Consider the following 17895-nt stretch of genomic DNA (forward strand, 5'->3'; position numbering starts at 1 on the left):
CGAACCCGACACGACGAGACCAGGAAGAGGAAGAGGGAGACATGGCGGAGGAGAACGAACCGGGTCACGAGACCGGCCGGAGCGAGCGACCGGTTCCCCGGGACCTGCCCGACCAGCAGGCCCGGCCCGACGACGACCCGTGGGAGACCACCTCGTCCGGGGGCGCGCCCCGGCAGGGCGAGGACGTGCCGGACACCGACGAGGCCGGCAGCGGTCCCGCCGGCAACCCGCGCTCGGGCACGGCCCGCCCGGAACACCCGGCACCGCAGGAACCGGCGGACTGAGCCCGCCCCGGACGACCGGTCAGCGCGGCGACCGCTCCCGCAGGGCCGCCCGCCAGGCGGGCAGCCGGTCCTCGCCGACCGGCTCGGGGCGGCGCCCGCCGCCGGCGAAGAACTCGGCCAGGGGCAGGATCGCGGCGCCGACGGTGACCGCGTCCGGACCGAGCCGGCCCAGCTCGATGGTGACCTTGTCGACCGGGTGGCGCAGGGCGTACGTCGTGGCGTGCCGGCGTACGGCGGGCAGGAACCGGGTGCCGAGCTGGAGACCGGCCCAGCCGCCGATCAGGATCCGCTCGGGCTGGAAGAGATTGATCAGGTCCGACAGGCCCGCGCCCAGGTACTCCGCCGTCTCCTCCAGGACATCCAGCGCGACCGGGTCGGGCGCGGTGCCGTCGGCCGGATAGGCGGCGGCGAGCATCGCGGTGAGCGCGGTCTCCTCGTCCGTGTCCGTCGGCGGCCGGCCGCCCTCCTCGCGCCAGCGGGCGAGCAGCGACTCGGCGCCCGCGTAGGCCTCCAGGCAGCCGGGCGCGCCGCAGCGGCAGCGGCGCCCGCGGACCCGGACCGTCAGATGCCCCCACTCGACCGCCCGCCCGTGCTCCACCTCGGGCGTGACCAGACACGCGCCGACGCCGGAGCCGAAGAGCACGACGACGGCGTTGCGGGCACCGCGCCCCGCGCCGAACCACATCTCCGCCTGACCCAGGGTCTTGGCGCCGTTGTCGATGAAGTACGGCACCTGGTCCGGGAGTGGGGAGGTGGCGCGGAGCAGTTGCTCCAGCGGTACGGCGGTCCAGCCGATGGTCTGCCCGTGCACCACCGCGCCGCGGTCCGCGGTGTGTTCGACGATGCCGGGGACGCCGACCCCGACGCCGAGCAGCCGCTCGGGGGCGGCCCCCGGGGCGCCGAGCACCTCCGCGATGCCGTCGCGGATGTGGCCGACGATGACGTCCACGTCGTAGCCCTGCGGAGTCAACGGACGTTCGGTGCGGGCGAGTTCCGTGAGAGCCAGGTCGAACAGCTCGACGCGGACGCGGGTCTCGCCGACGTCGACGCCGATCATCTGCCCGCTGTGCGGTGACACGCGCAGCAGGGTGCGGGGCCGGCCGCCGTCGGAGTCGACGCTGCCGGCCTCCTCCACCAGGGCATCGGCGATCAGGTCGGCGACGACGTTGCTGACCGAGCCGGAGCTGAGTCCGGTCGCGGGACCGAGTTCGAAGCGGCTGAGCGGGCCGTCGAAGTAGAGCCGTTGCAGCACGGCCGTGCGGTTGCCCCGCCGCAGGTCGCGTACCGTCCGCCCGTTGCGCCCCGCCATATGGCTCCCTTCACGAACCCTGCCCGACCTGCAACATACCCCTTCGGACAGCGGCGGCGCGACATTCCCCCAACCCTTAGTTCACGCTGTGAGCAAAGCGGCGCGGGCGGTGTCCCCGGTCACCGCACCGTCAACGCCTGAGCCGAATGGTCCAATCCCCGCACCCGGCACCGACCCGGCGAACGATTCCAGCCGCATGGATCATCCGCTTCCCGTCCACTTCTGGCACCGTCATGGACAGAAACAGTTCTGGATCGATCATGTTCGACCACGCCGGGGAACGGGAACAGGCCAAGGGATGTACGACGTACGAAAGTGGGGCCCGAGGCTGCGGAGCCTGGTGCGGCGGCGCCGTGAGCCGGTGGTCGTCCAGACGCTGCGGTCGGCCGCGGCGGCGACGGTCGCCTATGTCATCGCCCTCCGCCTCAGCCCGGAACCGGCCCCCCTCACCTCGCCTCTGACCGCTCTGCTCGTCGTCCAGGTGACGTTCTACGCCACCCTCACCAACGGCATCCGCCGCGTGAACGCGGTGGTGGCCGGCGTGCTGGTCGCCATCGCGTTCAGCGTGCTGGTGGGGCTCACCTGGTGGAGCCTCGCCCTGCTGATCGTGGCCGCGCTGGCCGTGGGACACCTGGTGCGGGTGGACGAGTACGTGGCCGAGGTGGCGATCAGCGCCATGCTGGTGCTCGGCGTGACCACGGTCGGCTTCACCGCGTGGGCCCGCATCGTGGAGACCCTGATCGGCGCGGTCGTCGGCACGGCCTGCAACCTGCTGCTGCCGCCACCGGTCTGGGTGGACGAGGCCGGACGGTCGATCGAGGACCTGGCGCGCCGGCTGCGGCAGTTGATGCTGCGGCTCGGTGAGGAGGCCGGCGGCACCACCCCGTGGCAGCGGGCGGCCGAGCGGCTGCACGAGGCGCGCCGGCTGGACCAGCACATCGCCCAGGTCGACGCCTCCCTGCGGCAGGCCGAGGACAGCCTGCGACTCAATCCCCGTGTCAAGGAGGGCCTGCTGCACCGGGTGGTGCTGCGCACCGGCCTCGACACCCTGGAGATCTGCACGGTGGTGCTGCGGGTGCTGGCCCGCTCCTTCACCGACCTGGCCAAGGCGCGCGGCCCGCAGGAGCTGTTCCCGCCGCCGGTCGGGGCGACCGTGGAGCAACTGCTGTCGGAGATCGCCGACGCGCTGGTCAGCTTCGCCGTGCTGGTCACCACCCACCTGAGCGAGAACGCCGAGTCGGCCGAGGCCCGGCTCGACGCCGAGCTGCACACCGCGGCCGGCACCCGGGACCGGCTGGCCGAGCTGCTGCGCGAGGAGATCGGCAGGAACACCGAGAACTGGCAGCTGCTGGGCGCGGTGCTGACCGAGACGACCCGGATCATCGACGAGCTGGACACCGAGCACCGCACCCGCCGGCTGCTGGAGGAGCTGGACCGGGTCTCCCGGGAGCAGCGGGCCAGGCTGCCGCGGGTCTCCCGGCTGCGCGAGCGGCTCGGCGTACAGGAGGAGCTGTGGCGGAACCGTACCGGGGTCGGCGAACGTTCTCGCTGAGAAGGGTGCCGCGCCGGGCGGCACGGAGTGCGGAGGGGGTGATCGGATGAGCGGCGCCGAGGTCGTGGTCGACGGGAACACGCTGCGGTTGCCGGGCGGGGTGGCGGTGCGGTTCGTGCGCACGCTGCGGCTGCCCGAGAAGGGCACGCATCCGCTGCCGCCGGGGCTGGGCGAGTTCCCGGTCCGGCGGGTCGCGGACCACGCCGACACGGTGCCCGAGGAGTGGCGGGCGCGCGGTGGCGTGATGCTGCCGGTGTATCTCCGCGAGGCGATGTGGCTGAGTTTCGCCGGTACGACGGAGCCGGCCGCCCTCCAGGTGGGCGCGGGCAAGGTGTGCGCGGTCTCCGGCCGGCCGTGGAGCGACCGGCTCACCCGCGAGCCGCAGAACTACCTGGTCCTCCCCCGCCAGCCCTGGCTGGACGGCATCAACTCCGGGAAGGGCACGGTCCGCCAGTTCGTGGCGGTGCCGCTCGGGATGGGCGCGACCGTGGAGGGGCAGGTCACCGGTGAGGAGGTGTGGGGCGGCATCCAGCTCCAGACGTTCCCGCTCCGGGAGGAGGCGCTGGCCGAGTGGCGGCGCCGGGAGCGGGAGCGTCGCGAGCGGGAGCGCCGGGCGGCGGTCACGCGGGGCGCCCCGACGGCCGGCTTCGGCGCGGGCGTGCCGATGATGGCGGCCGGTCCCGGAGCGGCCGCGCCGCCCCCGACCCCGGCCGCCGGGGCGTCGCCGCCGCGCGCGCGGGCCGCGGCGGCCATGGGCCTCGGGGTCGGCGGCTCGATGCACCAGGAGGTCTTCAAGGACGACCGGCCGCTGGAGGACTGGGCGGAGCGGCCCGCCGGGCGGGTCTTCGTCCATCTGGTGACGCCCCCGCAGTGGCGGCGCATCACCGGCGAGGAGCCCCCGCCCTCCCCCGTGGACCGCGAGGCGTACACCCGTGCGGGCCTGCCCTGGTACGACTACTACGACGCGGACGCAGAGGACCTCGACCCGACCGGCACCCTGGAGGGGGTCGAGCCGGTCGGCGAGTGGCTCGGGGACGACCTGGACCCCTGGCAGCAGCCGTCTTTGGGGCAGGTGGTCCCGCTGAAGGACGCGCAGGGCAAGCCGGTCGAGGACGGTGACTGGTAGGCCGGCCGGGGACACCCTCTCGGGTTGCGTGCCGCGCGGCGGCCGTTGCCGGGCTTGCCCCGACCGGCCGCGTCGGGCCAAGGTGGCTGTCACTGCCGGGCGACCAGGGACCTGAGGTGGGGACGATGGACACGGAGCCGGGCGGGCCGCGCGGGCCGCTGTGGGGCCGCCGGGAGACCGGTGGCGGCGCCCTGAGCAGGCGCCGGTTCGTGGGGGCGATGGCGGGCGCGGCGGTGGTCGTCGCCGTGCCCTCCCCGGCGGCGCCACCGGAGAGCGGCCCCGCCGCGTCCCGCGCGCCCGGGACGGCCGTGCCGCGCCGGGAGCCGTCCGGGCCGCGCCCGCTGTACGTGGGCACGTACACCTCCGCCGACGGCGGCGGCACCGGCATCGGGATCGCCTCGTACGACCCGGAGGCGGGCGGCGTCACCGGGGCGGGCACGCTCACCGGAGTGCCCGACCCGTCGTACCTGGCCGTGCACCCGGACGGCCGGACGCTGTACGCGGTGGACGAACGGCAGGACGGCGGCGTGACGGCCGTACGCCTCGCCGACCGGCGGGTCCTCGGCACGCGCGGCACCGGCGGCGCGGGGCCCTGCCATCTGTCGGTCCATCCGAGCGGGCACTGGCTGCTGAGCGCCAACTACGGCTCGGGCAGTGTCGCGGTGCACCCGATCGACGCCTCCGGCGCCCTCGGTGAGCGCGCCGACCTGGTCACGCACTCCGCACCGGCGCCGGGACCCGGGCAGCAGGGTCCGCACGCGCACCAGTGCGTCACCGCGCCGGACGGCGGGCACGTCCTCGCCGTGGACCTGGGCACCGACACCGTCTACAGCTACCGGCTGGACGAGGCCTCGGGCCGGCTCACCGAGGTGGCACAGGCGCACACCCGGCCCGGTGCCGGACCGCGCCAGTTGACCTTCCACCCGGACGGCCGCTACGCCTATCTGGCCAACGAGGTGGACGACACGGTCGCCGTCTGCGGCTACGACCCCGGCACCGGCCGGGTGACGATCGGGGAGCCGCAACCGACCGGTTCGTCCGGGGGCACCAACTACCCGGCGCAGTTCCTGGTCACCGCGGACGGGAGGTACGCCTTCCTGGCCAACCGCGGGCACAACAGTCTCGCGCGGTACGCCGTCGAGGCCGACGGGGCCCGGCTGCGGCTGCTCGGCACGGTGCCGGTGGGCGGGGACTTCCCCCGGCAGATCGCGTTCTCCCCCGACGGCCGGCTGCTCTTCGCGGCGAACCAGCGCTCGGGGACGGTCACGGTCTTCCACGTCGACGCCGGCAGCGGGGAACTCCGGTCGGCGGGCGCGCCGTTCGCCTCACCCGTCGCCGTCTGCGCGCTGCCGCTGTAGGGCGCGGGGGCAGGCGGCGGCGCTCGCCTGGGCGAGCAGGACGTGCATGCGCTCGGTGAGCTGGCCGACGTCGTCGGCGGGCGCGTGGAAGGGCAGCCGTACGTCGCCGTGCGCGCGGGTGCGCTCGATGCGCAGGGTCAGTCCGTGCCGGTCGACGGCGAGGGGCAGCACCCGGGTCGCGGCGTGCAGGCTCTCGGGCCGCACCAGCCGGGTCAGCCGCTCGACGGCGTCCGGGTGGGCGTCGGCGAGATGGGTGAGCAGCCCGGCCTCGGCCTCGGCGAGCGGGTCGGGGCGGGCCGCGGTGAACTCGTCGAGGCCGATGACCACGGGTCCGGAGGCCTGCCGCAGCACGACCCGGGTGGGATGGAAGAGCAGGGCGCCCTCGGACGGGGCGAACCAGCCGGAGAGCCAGACCCGCGCGCGGATGCGGCCGCGCACCGGGACGGGGGCCACGTCGGCGAACTCCAGCACCGCGGAGGGCTCCTGGCGGGGCGCGCAGATGGCCGCCGTGAACAGGGCGCTGTCGTCGGGCACCGACAGGCGCACCTCACCGCCCTCGGTGACGGTGTGCGCGCCGACGTACTCCTCGCGTACGCCGTCCGCGGTCACCGCGCACGACCATGCGGCGGCCAGTACCGACCGCGCCCGTTCCGCCGCGCCGGGTGCGGCCGTCCAGTCCTGCGTGTCACCCATCCCGAGCCCTCCTAAGGTAAGCCTTGCCTAACTTAGCGGAGATCGGTGCGCGCGCCAACCGGGCGCGGCGACACGAAAGGGGGATTCAACCGAGCGGGAGGGTCAGACGAGGACGCCGAGCAGGGCCCGGGCGCACAGGTCCCGCACCTGCTCCCGGGTCAACTCGCCCTCGCGCAGCCACTCCAGACAGACGGCCGTGGTGAAGGCGAGCCAGCCGCGCACCGCCAGCCGGACCTGCGGGGCGTCCTCGAAGGCCGGGCCGAACTCGGGGTCGACGGCGAGCGCCGCCAGGATCTGCGCCTCCTGGGCGGCCAGGGCCCGGTGGTAGACACGGCGCACCGTCCGGTCGCCGGCCGCGTCGGCGCGGTGGAAGGCGCGGAAGCCGTGCGCGTGCGCCTCCACATAGCCCAGGTAGGTGTCGAGGCCGGCGGTGAGCTGCTCGCGGACCGGCACCCCGGGCACGGCCGCTGTCATCCGGAGCATCCGCCCGCTCTCGCGCTCCACGACCGCCGCGAAGAAGTCCCGCTTGGTCGGGAAGTAGTGGTACAGCAGCCCGCGCGAGACCCCGGCGATCTCGGCGACCTGCTCGATCCGCACCTCGTCGTAGGGACTCTCCGAGAACAGCCTCGCGCCGACCGACAGCAACTGCTCGCGGCGCTCGCCGGTGCTGAGTCTGCGCCGGGCGCGCTCCCCCTGGTTCGCGGCCATGCCGTCACCTTACTTGACGTCGGTTCAACAAGCGGACCACACTGAACCCGGTTATTGAACCCATGTACAACACGCCCGCGTCACAGGTTCAACGGTCCGCTGGATCAAGGGAGATCGCGTCATGGCGGAGACGACGGAGACGACGGAGACGACGGAGACCGGACTGCCGAGGGGTTTCCGCAGCGCCGAGCAGGGCTGGCCCGAGCTGCGCCGCATCCCGCACCCGCCGCGCCGGGTGCCGCTGCTCGGCGACGTGGCCGGCGTGGACCGGCGCCGGCCACTCCAGGACTCGATGCGGTTCGGGCGCGAGCTGGGGCCGATCTTCCGGCGCCGGGCCTTCGGCAAGGAGTTCGTGTTCGTGTGGGGGGCGGAGCTGGTCGGGGACCTCGCGGACGAGACGCGCTTCGCCAAACACGTCGGGCTCGGGGTGGCCAACCTGCGGCCGGTCGTCGGGGACGGGCTGTTCACCGCGTACAACCACGAGCCCAACTGGCAGCTGGCGCACGACGTCCTCGCGCCCGGCTTCAGCCGGGAGGCGATGGCCGGATACCACGCGATGATGCTGGCGGTCGCCGGGCGGCTGACCGACCACTGGGACCGGCAGGCGGCGGCCGGGCGGACGGTGGACGTGCCCGGGGACATGACCCGGCTGACCCTGGAGACCATCTCCCGCACCGGGTTCGGGCACGACTTCGGCTCCTTCGAGCGGGAGCGCCCGCACCCCTTCGTCACCGCGATGGTCGGCACACTCGGCTACGCCCAGCGGCTGAACAGCGTGCCCGCGCCGCTGGCCCCGCTGCTGCTGCGCTCGGCGACCCGGCGCAACGCAGCGGACATGGCCTACCTGAACCGCACGGTGGACGACCTCGTCGCCGCCCGGCAGCGCTCCGGACCCGGCGAGGGCGACCTGCTGGACCGCATGCTGGACACGGCCCACCCGGAGACCGGCGAGCGGCTGTCGGCGGAGAACGTCCGCAAGCAGGTGATCACGTTCCTGGCGGCCGGCCACGAGACCACCTCCGGTGCGCTCTCCTTCGCCCTGTACTACCTCGCCCGGCACCCGGAGGTCGCCGCCCGGGCCCGCGCGGAGGTGGACCGCGTCTGGGGCGACGCCGCCCGCCCCGGCTACGACCAGGTCGCCAGGCTGCGCTATCTGCGCCGGGTGCTGGACGAGTCGCTGCGGCTGTGGCCGACCGCGCCGGCCTTCGCCCGGGAGGCCCGGCGGGACACCGTGCTCGCCGGGGACCATCCGATGCGCCGGGGCGCGTGGGCGCTGGTCCTGACGCCGCTGCTGCACCGGGAGCCGGCGGTGTGGGGCGAGGACGCCGAGCGCTTCGACCCGGACCGCTTCGACGCGAAGGCGGTGCGCTCCCGGCCGCCGCACACCTTCAAGCCCTTCGGCACCGGCGCCCGCGCCTGCATCGGCCGCCAGTTCGCCCTCCACGAGGCCACCCTGGTCCTCGGCCTCCTGCTCCGCCGCTACGACCTCCGGGCCGGCCCCGCCTACCGGCTCCGCGTCACGGAACGCCTGACGGTGATGCCGGACGGCTTGCGCCTGGGCCTCGAACGCCGGTCCGCGCCGACACCGGGCGGCCCGGGGAGGACGGACGCGACGACGCCGGACGACGACACGGATGGCGTGGCCCACTGTCCGGCGCACCGGGGGCCCGGGCCCGCCCCCGGGGGCCCGGCGGACCGCCGCCCGGCGGGCTAGGCCCTGTCGTCAAACTCCCTCCCCCAGCCTCCGGCCGGGAGGTGCCCCCAGCTCCGCGACGCCATGCACGCACTCTCGCCGCACCGGGCCCCGACCCAAGTACGTCCAGTACGAGGATCAGGGCCCGGCACTCCCCCAGCCTCCGGCCGGGGGGACCCCCAGAGCACGCACCTGACGCCGCGAAGCCCGCCCTCCGGGCGAACGGCGGAAGTTTGACGACAGGACCTAGCGCCCCGGGCCGGTCGCGGAGCGGTGGCCGGCCGGGGAGGCCGTCGCGGATGAGCCGTCCTCCCTCAGCCCGCCGCCACGCCCCAGTGCTCCGGCCGCGACACCGTCTCCGGAAGTCGTGTGCCCTGGTTGCCGCGGGCCGAGTTGAGCTGGGGCTGGGTGAGGAAGAAGGCGTCGGTGAGGTCCGCGTCGGAGAGGTCGGTGTCGCGCAGGTCGGCGCCGATCAGGTCCGCGCCGCGCAGGTCGGCGCCGGAGAGGTCGGCCGCGATGAGACAGGCCCCGCGCAGGCTCGCGCCCCGCAGGTCGGCGCCTTGGAGACGGGCGCCGATGAGATTCACGCCCCTGCGGTCCTTCCGCTTGCCCTTGCCGCCCGCGCCGGCCCGGGACAGCTCGCCGGCCCGCAGCAGCAGGACGTTGACCTCCCGCCGGTGCGCGGCGACGTCCAGCACCGCCAGTTCCCCGGGGGTGCCCCGGGTCAGGGCGTCGGTCCGCTCCAGCGCGCGGCGCAGTTCCGGGTGGACCGGCCGGGCCGCCGGCAGGCTCAGCGCCTCGGTCAGGTACCGGAGCAGCTCGTGCAGTTGCCGGACCACCGGGAACACGTCGAACATCCGCCGGGCGTCCTCCGCGCTGCCGGTACGCCAGTCCCGCCCGCCGAAGACGACCTGCGAGACCTTCTGACCGGCCCCGAAGCAGTCGTACACCGTGCAGCCGGTGAAGCCCTTCTCCCGCAGGTCCGCGTGGATGCCGCAGCGGTGGTCGTCCCGGAGGTTCCGGCAGGGCTTGCCCGCAGGCTTGTCCGTCGCGAAGTCGGCGGAGCGGGCGAAGGGCAGGGCGACGCAGCACAGCCCGAAACACTGCGCGCAGTCACCGCGCAGCTCGGCGAGCCCGGCTATCTGATCTGGCATACGGGACATCGTACGAAAGCCGCGCTCATGCTCCGCGGCGGAGCCGGAGCCCGTCACACCTCGTCGCGGGCCAGCGCCAGCAGACGGTCCAGGACCCGGGGTGCGCCCGCGCGCAGGCCGTCGTGTTCGAACTCGTCGGTGACCCAGGTGCGCAGGCCCCGGACGGACCGGGCGGTCTCCAGCGCGTGCGCGGTGTCGACGTACATGTCGTCGTGGTAGACGGCCGCGGCGACCGGGACCTCGTTGGCGGCGAGGCGCTCGCGGTCGTACAGCGGGGTCCAGTCGGTGCGGGTGGCGAGGATGCCGGCGGTCTCGCGCAGCGGGCGCAGGGCCGGGTCGGTGTCGAACATCCAGGGGTGGACCGTCTCGCCGGTGAACAGGACGGGGGCGTCGCCGGTGAGGGCCTTGGCCGCGTCGAACTGCGGGAACTCGGCGCGGACGCGCTCGGCGGCCCAGTCGGTGGGGCGGGCGTCCTGGCCGTAGACGGACTCGTGGACGACGGCGTAGAGCGGGTGCGCGGCGTACGACAGCAGGTTCTGGGCCTGTTCCTGGAAGGCGTCGGAGAGGTCGGGTCCGCCGGGGGTGCGGACGAAGGCGTCCTCCAGCAGGTGGTGCAGACGGTGGCTGCCGTCACCCGTGCCGAGCATCTGGCCGAGCGACTGGAAGGCCTCGACGGTGAACCGGTAGCCGTTCGGCAGGACCACGTCCCGGGTGAGGAGGTGGTCGGCGATCCGGCGGGCCCGCTCGACGTCCTGGGGGTAACGGGCGTAGTGCGCGGCGACCTTGCGCTCGATGCGCGGGTAGGCCGCGCGGTAGACGTCGTCGGCGTGGGCGTCCAGGGCGGGCAGGCCACCGGTGATCAGGGCGGTGGCCAGACCTTCGGGGGCGAGGGAGAGGTACGACACCGCGCAGAAGCCGCCGAAGCTCTGCCCGAGCACGGTCCACCGGGCGCCGCCGGTGACCTGCGGCCGGATCGCCTCGCAGTCGCGGACGATGGAGTCGGCGCGGAAGCGGGACAGGTAGTCGGCCTGTGCGGCGGGGCCGCCGCGCAGCGGGAGCGTCTGCCGGTTGGCGGGCGTGGAGGCGCCGGTGCCGCGCTGGTCGAGCAGCAGCACGCGGTAGTCCCGCAGGGCCCGGTCCAGCCACGCCTGACGTCCGATGAAACGATTCGCCCCGAAGCCGGGGCCGCCCTGGAGGTACAGCAGCCAGGGCAGGTCCTGGCCCGCCTTGTCGCTCGCGACCGCCTCGCGGGCGTACAGCTCGATGGTCTCGCCGTCGGGCGCGGCGTGGTCGAGGGGCACGGTGAAGCGGCGGTCGGTGAGGACGACGCCGGGCTGGCGGTAGCTGAGGCTCAACGGGGCTCCCGGGACGGACGGTGTGGACGCGTCCCAGTTCAGCACACGAGGGGGCGCGGGCCGAGCCCCGGGATCATGCTTTGTCACTGAACTACCGGTCAGCCCGGGGCACCGGGCGGTGGCGCGCCACGCGGTGGGTCGCGCTCCGCCCGGGGCGGGACGCGGCGACTACCCTGCACTCGTCCGACGGGCGACTACCCTGCACTCGTCCGACGACCGACCGCGCGAGGAGCCGCGATGCGTGTGGCCCTGTTCCTGACCTGCGTCAACGACACGCTCTATCCGGACACCGGGCGCGCCGTGGTGAGACTGCTGACCAGGCTGGGCGTGGACGTCGACTTCCCGGCCGCGCAGACCTGCTGCGGGCAGGCCCACTACAACACCGGGTACCGGCACGAGACGGAGCCGCTGGCCCGGCACTTCGCCGAGGTCTTCGGCGGCTACGACGCGGTCGTGACGCCGTCGGGCTCGTGCGCGGCGATGGTGCGGGAGCTGTATCCGCGCCTCGGCGCGCGGGCGCGGGCCGAGGGGCGCGGGGGTGCGCTGGCCGCGACCCTGGCGCCGGTGGTGCCGAGGACGTACGAGCTGACCGAGTTCCTGGTCGACGTGCTGGGCGTGACCGACGTCGGCGCGTCCTACCCGCACACGGTGACCTACCACCCCACCTGCCACGGGCTGCGCGCCCTCGGGCTCGGGGACCGGCCCCGGCGGCTGTTGGCAGCGGTGCGGGGCCTCGACCTGGTGGAGCTGCCGGGTGCCGAGGAGTGCTGCGGGTTCGGCGGCACGTTCGCGGTGAAGAACGCCGACGTGTCGGCGGCGATGGCCGCGGACAAGGTGCGCGACGCCGAATCGACCGGCGCGGAGGTGCTGTGCGCCGCCGACAACTCCTGCCTGATGCATCTGGGCGGCACGATGAGCCGGCTGGGCACGGGGATGCGGCCGGTGCACATCGCGGAGATCCTGGCGAGCACGGAGGAGGAACCGGCACGGTGAGCGGCACCTACCTGGGCATGCCGGCGTTCCCGGTGGCCGCGCACGAGGCGGTGCGGGACACCACCCTGCGCGGCAACCTGCGGCACGCCACCCACACCATCCGCGCCAAGCGGGCCGCGGCGGTGGCGGAGGTCTCCGACTGGGCGGAGCTGCGCGAGGCGGGCCGCCGGATCAAGGACCACACCCTGCGCCATCTCGACACCTACCTGGAGCAGTTGGAGGAGTCGGTGACGGCGGCGGGCGGCACGGTCCACTGGGCCGCCGACGCCGCCGAGGCCAACCGCATCGTGACCGGACTGGTCCGGGAGACGGACGAGTCGGAGGTCGTCAAGGTCAAGTCGATGGCCACGCAGGAGATCGGACTCAACAAGGCCCTGGAGGATGCGGGTATCCGCGCCTACGAGACCGATCTCGCCGAACTCATCGTGCAGTTGGGCAGGGACCGCCCCTCGCACATCCTGGTCCCGGCGATCCACCGCAACCGGGGCGAGATCCGGGACATCTTCCGCGCGGAGATGGGCGCTTGGGGCCGCCCGGCGCCCGAGGGCCTGACCGACACCCCCGCCGAACTCGCCGAGGCCGCCCGGCTGCACCTGCGGGAGAAGTTCCTGCGGGCCCGGGTCGGGATCTCCGGCGCCAACTTCATGGTCGCCGAGACCGGCACCCTCGTCGTCGTGGAGTCCGAGGGCAACGGCCGGATGTGCCTGACCCTGCCCCGGACGCTGATCTCGGTCGCCGGCATCGAGAAGGTGGTGCCGACCTGGCGGGACCTGGAGGTGTTCCTGCAGACCCTGCCCCGCTCCTCCACCGCCGAGCGCATGAACCCGTACACCAGCACCTGGACCGGCACCACCGACGAGGACGGCCCGGAGACCTTCCACCTGGTCCTGCTCGACAACGGCCGCACCGACACCCTCGCCGACCAGGTCGGCCGCCAGGCCCTGCGCTGCATCCGCTGCTCGGCCTGCCTGAACGTCTGCCCGGTGTACGAGCGGGCCGGCGGCCACGCCTACGGCTCGGTGTACCCCGGGCCCATCGGCGCCATCCTCAGCCCCCAACTGCGGGGCACCGCAAGCGAGATCGACGCCTCCCTGCCGTACGCCTCCTCGCTGTGCGGGGCCTGCTACGAGGTGTGCCCGGTCGCCATCGACATCCCCGAGGTGCTGGTGCACCTGCGCGAGCGGGTGGTCCAGGGCGGCGAGGCGACCCTCGGCGGCAACAAGGTGCTGCTCAAGCCCGCCCGGGGGCACGCGGTCGAGCGGGCGGCGATGCGGGCCGCCCGCTGGGCCTTCGCCCGCCCCGGCGCCCTGCGCACCGGCCAGCGGCTCGCCTCCCGCACCCGCCGGCTGCATCCCCGGACCCTGCCGGGCCCCGGCCGGGCCTGGACCGGCACCCGCGACCTGCCGGCCGTACCGGCCGAGCCCTTCCGGGACTGGTGGCAGCGCACCTCCGGCGGAAAGGACGGCGCCGAGTGAGCGGCAGGGAACGGATTCTGGGCCGGGTACGGCGGGCGCTGGCCGACGTACCCGCCGACGACGCGCCGTACGCCACGGCCGTCCCGCGCGACTACCTGCGCGAGCACGGGGAGCGCACCACCGGGCGGACGGTGGAGCTGCTCGCGGAGAACCTGGCGGACTACCGGGCGCTGGTGCACCGCAGCACCGAGGCGGAGCTGCCGGCGCTGGTGGCCCGGCTGCTGGCCGGGCGCGGGGCGCGGGAGGTGCTGGTGCCGCCGGGGCTGCCCGTGGAGTGGCTCGCCGCCACGGACGCCGTCCGGGTGCCGGACCGGGCGACGGACACCGCGCACCGGCTCGACCGGGTGGACAGCGTGGTCACCGGATGCGCCCTGGCGATCGCCGAGACCGGCACGCTCGTCCTGGACGGCTCCCCCGATCAGGGCCGCCGCCGCATCACCCTGATCCCGGACCACCACGTCTGTGTCGTCCGGGTGCCCGGCCAGGTGGTCGCGTCCGTCCCGGAGGCGTTCGAACGGCTCGACCCGGTACGGCCGTTGACCTGGATCTCGGGTCCGTCCGCGACCAGTGACATCGAGCTGGACCGGGTGGAGGGCGTGCACGGGCCCCGGACGCTGGAGGTCGTCCTGCTCGGCTGACCGGCGGTCCCGGTGGGGCCGTCCGCCGGTCGGGCCCCGACCGCGTGCCGCCCGGGCCGGGCGGCCGTAGCGTGGGGGGATGATCCGGTTCGAGCAGGTCGGCAAGCGCTACCCGGACGGTACGACCGCCGTGGACGACCTGTCCTTCGAGGTGGCCGAGGGCGAGCTGGTCACCCTCGTCGGTCCCTCGGGCTGCGGCAAGACGACCACCATGATGATGGTGAACCGGCTGATCGAGCCGACCTCCGGCCGGATCCTGGTCGACGGTGAGGACATCGCGGCCGTGGACCCGGTGCGGCTGCGCCGCCGGATCGGGTACGTCATCCAGCAGGTCGGCCTCTTCCCGCACCGCACCGTCCTCGACAACACCGCGACCGTGCCCGCGCTGCTCGGCTGGAAGCGGGCGGCGGCCCGGGCCCGCGCGGCCGAGCTGCTGGACCTGGTGGGCCTGGACCCGAAGACGTACGGGCCGCGCTACCCGGAGCAGCTGTCGGGCGGGCAGCGGCAGCGGGTCGGGGTGGCGCGGGCGCTGGCTGCCGATCCGCCGGTGCTGCTGATGGACGAGCCGTTCGGCGCGGTCGACCCGGTGGTGCGCGAGCAGTTGCAGGACGAGTTCCTGCGGATGCAGGCCGCCGTGCGCAAGACGGTGCTGCTGGTCACGCACGACATCGAGGAGGCCGTCCGGCTCGGCGACCGGATCGCCGTGTACGGGCAGGGCCGTATCGAGCAGTTCGACACGCCCGGCGCGGTGCTGGGCGCGCCCGCCACGCCGTACGTCGCCGGGTTCGTGGGGGCCGACCGGGGGCTGAAGCGGCTGTCGGTCACCGCGATCGAGCCGGACGACCTGGAGCAGCCGCCGGTGGCCCGCCCGGACGAGGCCGCCGAACGCGCCCGGGAGCGGCTGCGGGCCGAGGGCGCCCGCTGGGCCGTGGTCCTGGACGGGGGCGGTGACCTGCACGGCTGGGTGGGCATCGACGAGCTGACGCCGGGCCGGACGGTCGGTGACCTGGCGCACCGGATGACGGCCTGGGTGCCGGTGGGCGCGCCGCTGAAGCAGGCGTTCGGGGTGATGCTCCAGTACGACGCCGGGTGGGTGGCTGTGCTGGACGGCGCCCGGTTCCTCGGGGTGCTGACCCCGGCGAAGCTGCACGAGGCGCTGCGCCGCTCGGTGGACGCGGACGCGCGGGGCGTGGCGCGCGGGCAGGTGCCGTTCGACTCGGTGTCGGACGCCTGAGGCGCGTTCACGCACCACGTCACGGCTGCTTCGGCAGACCCTTGTCGCGGAGGTAGGCGCGCGCCACGTCGGCGGGCAGCCGGCGCCAGCTGTCGACCTGTTCGTTCATCCGGGCCAGGTCGGCCGTGGTCAGGACGTCGTTGAGCCGCCCGAGCGCCGTGGCCACGCCGGTGCTGCCCGCCCGGGAGCGGTTGACGACCGGGACCACGTAGTCGGCGTTCTGGAGGTGCTTGTCGTCGGCCAGGATGACCAGTCCGAACTGGCCGAGGGTGGCGTCGGTGGTGGTGGTCAGCACCAGCTGGTCCCGGCCGTCCTGCACGGCCCGCTTGGCCTGGGTGGTGCCGACACCCTTGGGGTCGACGCCGGTGACGTCGATGCCGTACACCTTCTTCAGGCCCGGTTCGCAGTAGGGCCGCTGCACGCACTCGTCGCCGGCCGCGAGCCGTACCTTCAGGCCCGAGGCGCCGAGGTCGCTGAGGGTCTTCAGGTGATGCCGGCGGGCGTAGGAGGCGCTGACCGCGAAGGCGTTCTGGTCGACGGCCCGGCCCGGCGGGAGGACGGTGAGGCCGCGGGGCGTGGCGAGGGCGCGCAGGGCCTTCATGGTGGTGTCGAGGTCGGGCGAGCCGACCGGTTTCGCGTCGGCGCCGTGGGTCTTGGCGTTCAGCCAGTCGGCGAAGGTGGCCGCGTACTCGGGCACGACGTCGATCTGCCCGGACTCCAGCGCGGGTTCGTACAGCTCGCGGTTGGCGACCGTGAGGATCGACGTCTTGTAGCCCGCCTGATCGAGGAGTTGGGCGTACAGCTGGGCGAGCAGGTCGCTCTCGGTGAAGCCGGCCGAGCCGACGGTGAGGTGGTGGCTGTCGCCGGGCGGGGCGGTGACCCGGCCGCGGTCCTCCAGGGAGGGGCCGGTGGAGCAGGCGGTGAGGAGCAGCAGGGCGAGGGCGGCCAGGGCCCGGCGCGCGGTCACCGGCCCGCCCTGGTGCGTGCCGGTGCCCGCCGTTCGGCGATCTCGAAGACGCCCTCCACGAGGAGCGCGAACACGGCGACGAGCAGTGCGCCCGCGACGACCTGGGGGGTGCTGGCCAGGTTGAAGCCGGCCGTGATGATCCGGCCGAGCCCGCCCCCGCCCGCCAGGGCCGCGATGGTGGCGGTGGCGACGAGCTGCACGGCGGCGATCCGCACCCCGTTCATGATCAGGGGCAGCGCGAGGGGCACTTCGACGCGCAGCAGCAGTTGCCGCCCGGTCATCCCCATGCCCCGCGCCGCCTGGACGACGCTCCGGTCGACCTCGCGCATGCCGACATAGGCGTTGGTGAGCAGGGGCGGTACGGCGAACAGCACCAGGGCGACGACGGTGGGGCCCTCGCCCCAGTCGCCGACCGGGGTCAGGAGCAGCAGGACCAGGACGGCGAAGGTGGGGACGGCCCGGCCGACGTTGGAGATGTTGACGGCGAGCGCGCCGCCCTTGCCGAGGTGGCCGAGGACCAAGGCGACGGGCAGCGCGATCAGGCAGCTGATGACGAGACAGACGACAGTGAGCACGAGGTGCTGGAGCAGCCGGTGCCAGACGCCGTTGTCGCCGGACCAGTGCGCGGGGTCGGCGAGCCAGGTCCAGGTGGCGGTCAGGGTGCTCATGCGCCCCGCCTCGCCCGCACCCAGGGGGTGGCCAGCCACTGGACGCCGAGCAGCAGCAGGTCGGCGGCGACGGCGATCACCACGCACAGCACGGAGGCGGTGAGCACCTGGGCCTTGAAGTAGGTGTTCATGCCCGAATAGATCAGATTGCCCAGACCGCCGAAGCCGACGATCGCCCCGACCGTGACGAGCGAGACGGCCGAGACGGTCGCGATGCGCAGTCCGGCCATCGCGGCGGGCAGGGCGAGGGGCATCTCGACGGTGAGCAGCAGCCGGACCGGGCCGTAGCCGAGGCCGCGCGCGGCCTGCCGGGTCTCCGCCGGGACCGCGCGGAGGCCGGCGAGGAGGTTGCGGACGGGCAGTGTGAGCGAGTACAGCACCAGACCGGCGACGACGAGGGTGGCCGAGAGCCCGTACAGCGGCAGCAGCAGGGAGAACATGGCGAGCGAGGGGATGGTGTAGAGGATCGTCGTCAGCCCGAGCACCGGCCCGGCCGCCCAGCCCCAGCGGCGGGCGAGCACCGCGAGGGGCACGGCGATGACCAGGCCGATCAGGACCGACAGGAACGTCAGCTGGAGATGCTGGAGGACCGCGTCGAGCAGGATCTGCCGGCGGGTGCTCAGATAGGCGCCGCAGATCCACTCGTTACGCGCGAGACAGTCGTCCGGGGGCGCGGTCACCCGTCCAT

17 protein-coding genes are annotated in these 17895 nt (G+C 74.4%); 9 read left to right on the forward strand and 8 right to left on the reverse strand.

Going from position 1 to position 17895, the window contains the following annotated elements; translation table 11 throughout:
- Positions 1-41 precede the first annotated feature (41 nt).
- The gene (locus NX794_RS30440; protein WP_258782644.1) at positions 42-284 is read left to right on the forward strand and encodes a hypothetical protein; all 243 of its coding nucleotides are present in this window, start codon (positions 42-44) and stop codon (positions 282-284) included.
- Positions 285-303: 19 nt separating this feature from the next.
- Here the strand turns inward: NX794_RS30440 and NX794_RS30445 are convergent, their stop codons facing one another.
- Complete coding sequence (locus tag NX794_RS30445) at positions 304-1593, reverse strand: ROK family protein (protein ID WP_258782646.1); 1290 nt, start codon at positions 1591-1593, stop codon at positions 304-306.
- A 298-nt stretch (positions 1594-1891) separates the two neighbouring features.
- On the opposite strand from NX794_RS30445, the gene NX794_RS30450 reads away from it, so the two are divergent.
- The 3 genes from NX794_RS30450 to NX794_RS30460 all read left to right on the forward strand — a co-directional run bounded on the left by NX794_RS30450 (position 1892) and on the right by NX794_RS30460 (position 5629).
- Positions 1892-3145: an FUSC family protein gene (locus NX794_RS30450; protein WP_258782647.1), complete on the forward strand. Its 1254-nt coding sequence runs from the start codon at positions 1892-1894 to the stop codon at positions 3143-3145.
- Positions 3146-3191: 46 nt separating this feature from the next.
- The gene (locus NX794_RS30455; RefSeq protein ID WP_258782649.1) at positions 3192-4271 is read left to right on the forward strand and encodes a hypothetical protein; all 1080 of its coding nucleotides are present in this window, start codon (positions 3192-3194) and stop codon (positions 4269-4271) included.
- A 218-nt stretch (positions 4272-4489) separates the two neighbouring features.
- Positions 4490-5629 carry a lactonase family protein gene (locus NX794_RS30460; protein WP_258782686.1) on the forward strand — a complete coding sequence of 380 codons (1140 nt, stop codon included), beginning with the start codon at positions 4490-4492 and terminating at the stop codon, positions 5627-5629.
- Here NX794_RS30460 and NX794_RS30465 read toward each other — a convergent pair.
- Both NX794_RS30465 and NX794_RS30470 read right to left on the reverse strand, forming a co-directional pair.
- Positions 5597-6322 carry a DUF2470 domain-containing protein gene (locus NX794_RS30465; RefSeq protein WP_258782650.1) on the reverse strand — a complete coding sequence of 242 codons (726 nt, stop codon included), beginning with the start codon at positions 6320-6322 and terminating at the stop codon, positions 5597-5599. The genes NX794_RS30460 and NX794_RS30465 overlap by 33 nt on opposite strands.
- Positions 6323-6424: 102 nt before the next feature.
- A complete protein-coding gene (locus NX794_RS30470) occupies positions 6425-7030 on the reverse strand; it encodes a TetR/AcrR family transcriptional regulator (protein ID WP_258782652.1) in 606 nt (201 codons plus the stop codon).
- Between the two features lie 121 nt (positions 7031-7151).
- Here NX794_RS30470 and NX794_RS30475 point away from each other — a divergent pair, with 121 nt between their 5' ends.
- On the forward strand, positions 7152-8744 hold the full coding sequence (locus tag NX794_RS30475; RefSeq protein WP_258782653.1) for a cytochrome P450: 1593 nt from the start codon (positions 7152-7154) through the stop codon (positions 8742-8744).
- A gap of 293 nt (positions 8745-9037) precedes the next feature.
- Here the strand turns inward: NX794_RS30475 and NX794_RS30480 are convergent, their stop codons facing one another.
- Together NX794_RS30480 and NX794_RS30485 are read right to left on the reverse strand one after the other, a co-directional pair.
- Positions 9038-9877, reverse strand: a complete 840-nt coding sequence (locus NX794_RS30480) for a pentapeptide repeat-containing protein (protein ID WP_258782655.1) — start codon at positions 9875-9877, stop codon at positions 9038-9040.
- 53 nt (positions 9878-9930) lie between these two features.
- A complete protein-coding gene (locus tag NX794_RS30485) occupies positions 9931-11232 on the reverse strand; it encodes an alpha/beta hydrolase (RefSeq protein ID WP_258782657.1) in 1302 nt (433 codons plus the stop codon).
- A 237-nt stretch (positions 11233-11469) separates the two neighbouring features.
- On the opposite strand from NX794_RS30485, the gene NX794_RS30490 reads away from it, so the two are divergent.
- The 4 genes from NX794_RS30490 (at position 11470) to NX794_RS30505 (ending at position 15572) form a co-directional block, all read left to right on the forward strand.
- Positions 11470-12225 (forward strand): (Fe-S)-binding protein, encoded by a 756-nt coding sequence (locus NX794_RS30490; protein ID WP_258782659.1) that lies wholly within the window; start codon positions 11470-11472, stop codon positions 12223-12225.
- Positions 12222-13700: a LutB/LldF family L-lactate oxidation iron-sulfur protein gene (locus NX794_RS30495; RefSeq protein WP_258782664.1), complete on the forward strand. Its 1479-nt coding sequence runs from the start codon at positions 12222-12224 to the stop codon at positions 13698-13700. Before NX794_RS30490 ends, NX794_RS30495 begins: the two co-directional genes overlap by 4 nt.
- Positions 13697-14338, forward strand: a complete 642-nt coding sequence (locus NX794_RS30500; protein ID WP_258782668.1) for a LutC/YkgG family protein — start codon at positions 13697-13699, stop codon at positions 14336-14338. The genes NX794_RS30495 and NX794_RS30500 overlap by 4 nt, the downstream gene beginning before the upstream one ends.
- Before the next feature lie 79 nt (positions 14339-14417).
- Positions 14418-15572, forward strand: a complete 1155-nt coding sequence (locus NX794_RS30505; RefSeq protein WP_258782669.1) for an ABC transporter ATP-binding protein — start codon at positions 14418-14420, stop codon at positions 15570-15572.
- 19 nt (positions 15573-15591) lie between these two features.
- Here the strand turns inward: NX794_RS30505 and NX794_RS30510 are convergent, their stop codons facing one another.
- From NX794_RS30510 to NX794_RS30520, 3 genes are read right to left on the reverse strand one after another with little or no spacing between them, the layout of a single operon-like run.
- Entirely contained in the window at positions 15592-16539 is a 948-nt protein-coding gene (locus NX794_RS30510; protein ID WP_258782671.1) for an ABC transporter substrate-binding protein, read from the reverse strand.
- Positions 16536-17207 carry an ABC transporter permease gene (locus NX794_RS30515; RefSeq protein WP_258782673.1) on the reverse strand — a complete coding sequence of 224 codons (672 nt, stop codon included), beginning with the start codon at positions 17205-17207 and terminating at the stop codon, positions 16536-16538. Before NX794_RS30515 ends, NX794_RS30510 begins: the two co-directional genes overlap by 4 nt.
- A complete protein-coding gene (locus NX794_RS30520) occupies positions 17204-17887 on the reverse strand; it encodes an ABC transporter permease (protein WP_258782687.1) in 684 nt (227 codons plus the stop codon). Before NX794_RS30520 ends, NX794_RS30515 begins: the two co-directional genes overlap by 4 nt.
- Positions 17888-17895 lie beyond the last annotated feature (8 nt).

Source organism: Streptomyces pyxinicus (genome assembly GCF_024753135.1).
Classification (GTDB): Bacteria; Actinomycetota; Actinomycetes; order Streptomycetales; family Streptomycetaceae; genus Streptomyces; species Streptomyces pyxinicus.

Coding starts and splice junctions, on each gene's coding strand:
- NX794_RS30470 (WP_258782652.1), bottom strand. CDS start 7,030: ATGGCCGCGAACCAGGGGGAGCGCGCCCGGCGCAGACTCAGCACCGGC.
- NX794_RS30475 (WP_258782653.1), top strand. CDS start 7,152: ATGGCGGAGACGACGGAGACGACGGAGACGACGGAGACCGGACTGCCG.
- NX794_RS30480 (WP_258782655.1), bottom strand. CDS start 9,877: ATGCCAGATCAGATAGCCGGGCTCGCCGAGCTGCGCGGTGACTGCGCG.
- NX794_RS30460 (WP_258782686.1), top strand. CDS start 4,490: ATGGCGGGCGCGGCGGTGGTCGTCGCCGTGCCCTCCCCGGCGGCGCCA.
- NX794_RS30440 (WP_258782644.1), top strand. CDS start 42: ATGGCGGAGGAGAACGAACCGGGTCACGAGACCGGCCGGAGCGAGCGA.
- NX794_RS30445 (WP_258782646.1), bottom strand. CDS start 1,593: ATGGCGGGGCGCAACGGGCGGACGGTACGCGACCTGCGGCGGGGCAAC.
- NX794_RS30505 (WP_258782669.1), top strand. CDS start 14,418: ATGATCCGGTTCGAGCAGGTCGGCAAGCGCTACCCGGACGGTACGACC.
- NX794_RS30450 (WP_258782647.1), top strand. CDS start 1,892: ATGTACGACGTACGAAAGTGGGGCCCGAGGCTGCGGAGCCTGGTGCGG.
- NX794_RS30455 (WP_258782649.1), top strand. CDS start 3,192: ATGAGCGGCGCCGAGGTCGTGGTCGACGGGAACACGCTGCGGTTGCCG.
- NX794_RS30490 (WP_258782659.1), top strand. CDS start 11,470: ATGCGTGTGGCCCTGTTCCTGACCTGCGTCAACGACACGCTCTATCCG.
- NX794_RS30515 (WP_258782673.1), bottom strand. CDS start 17,207: ATGAGCACCCTGACCGCCACCTGGACCTGGCTCGCCGACCCCGCGCAC.
- NX794_RS30465 (WP_258782650.1), bottom strand. CDS start 6,322: ATGGGTGACACGCAGGACTGGACGGCCGCACCCGGCGCGGCGGAACGG.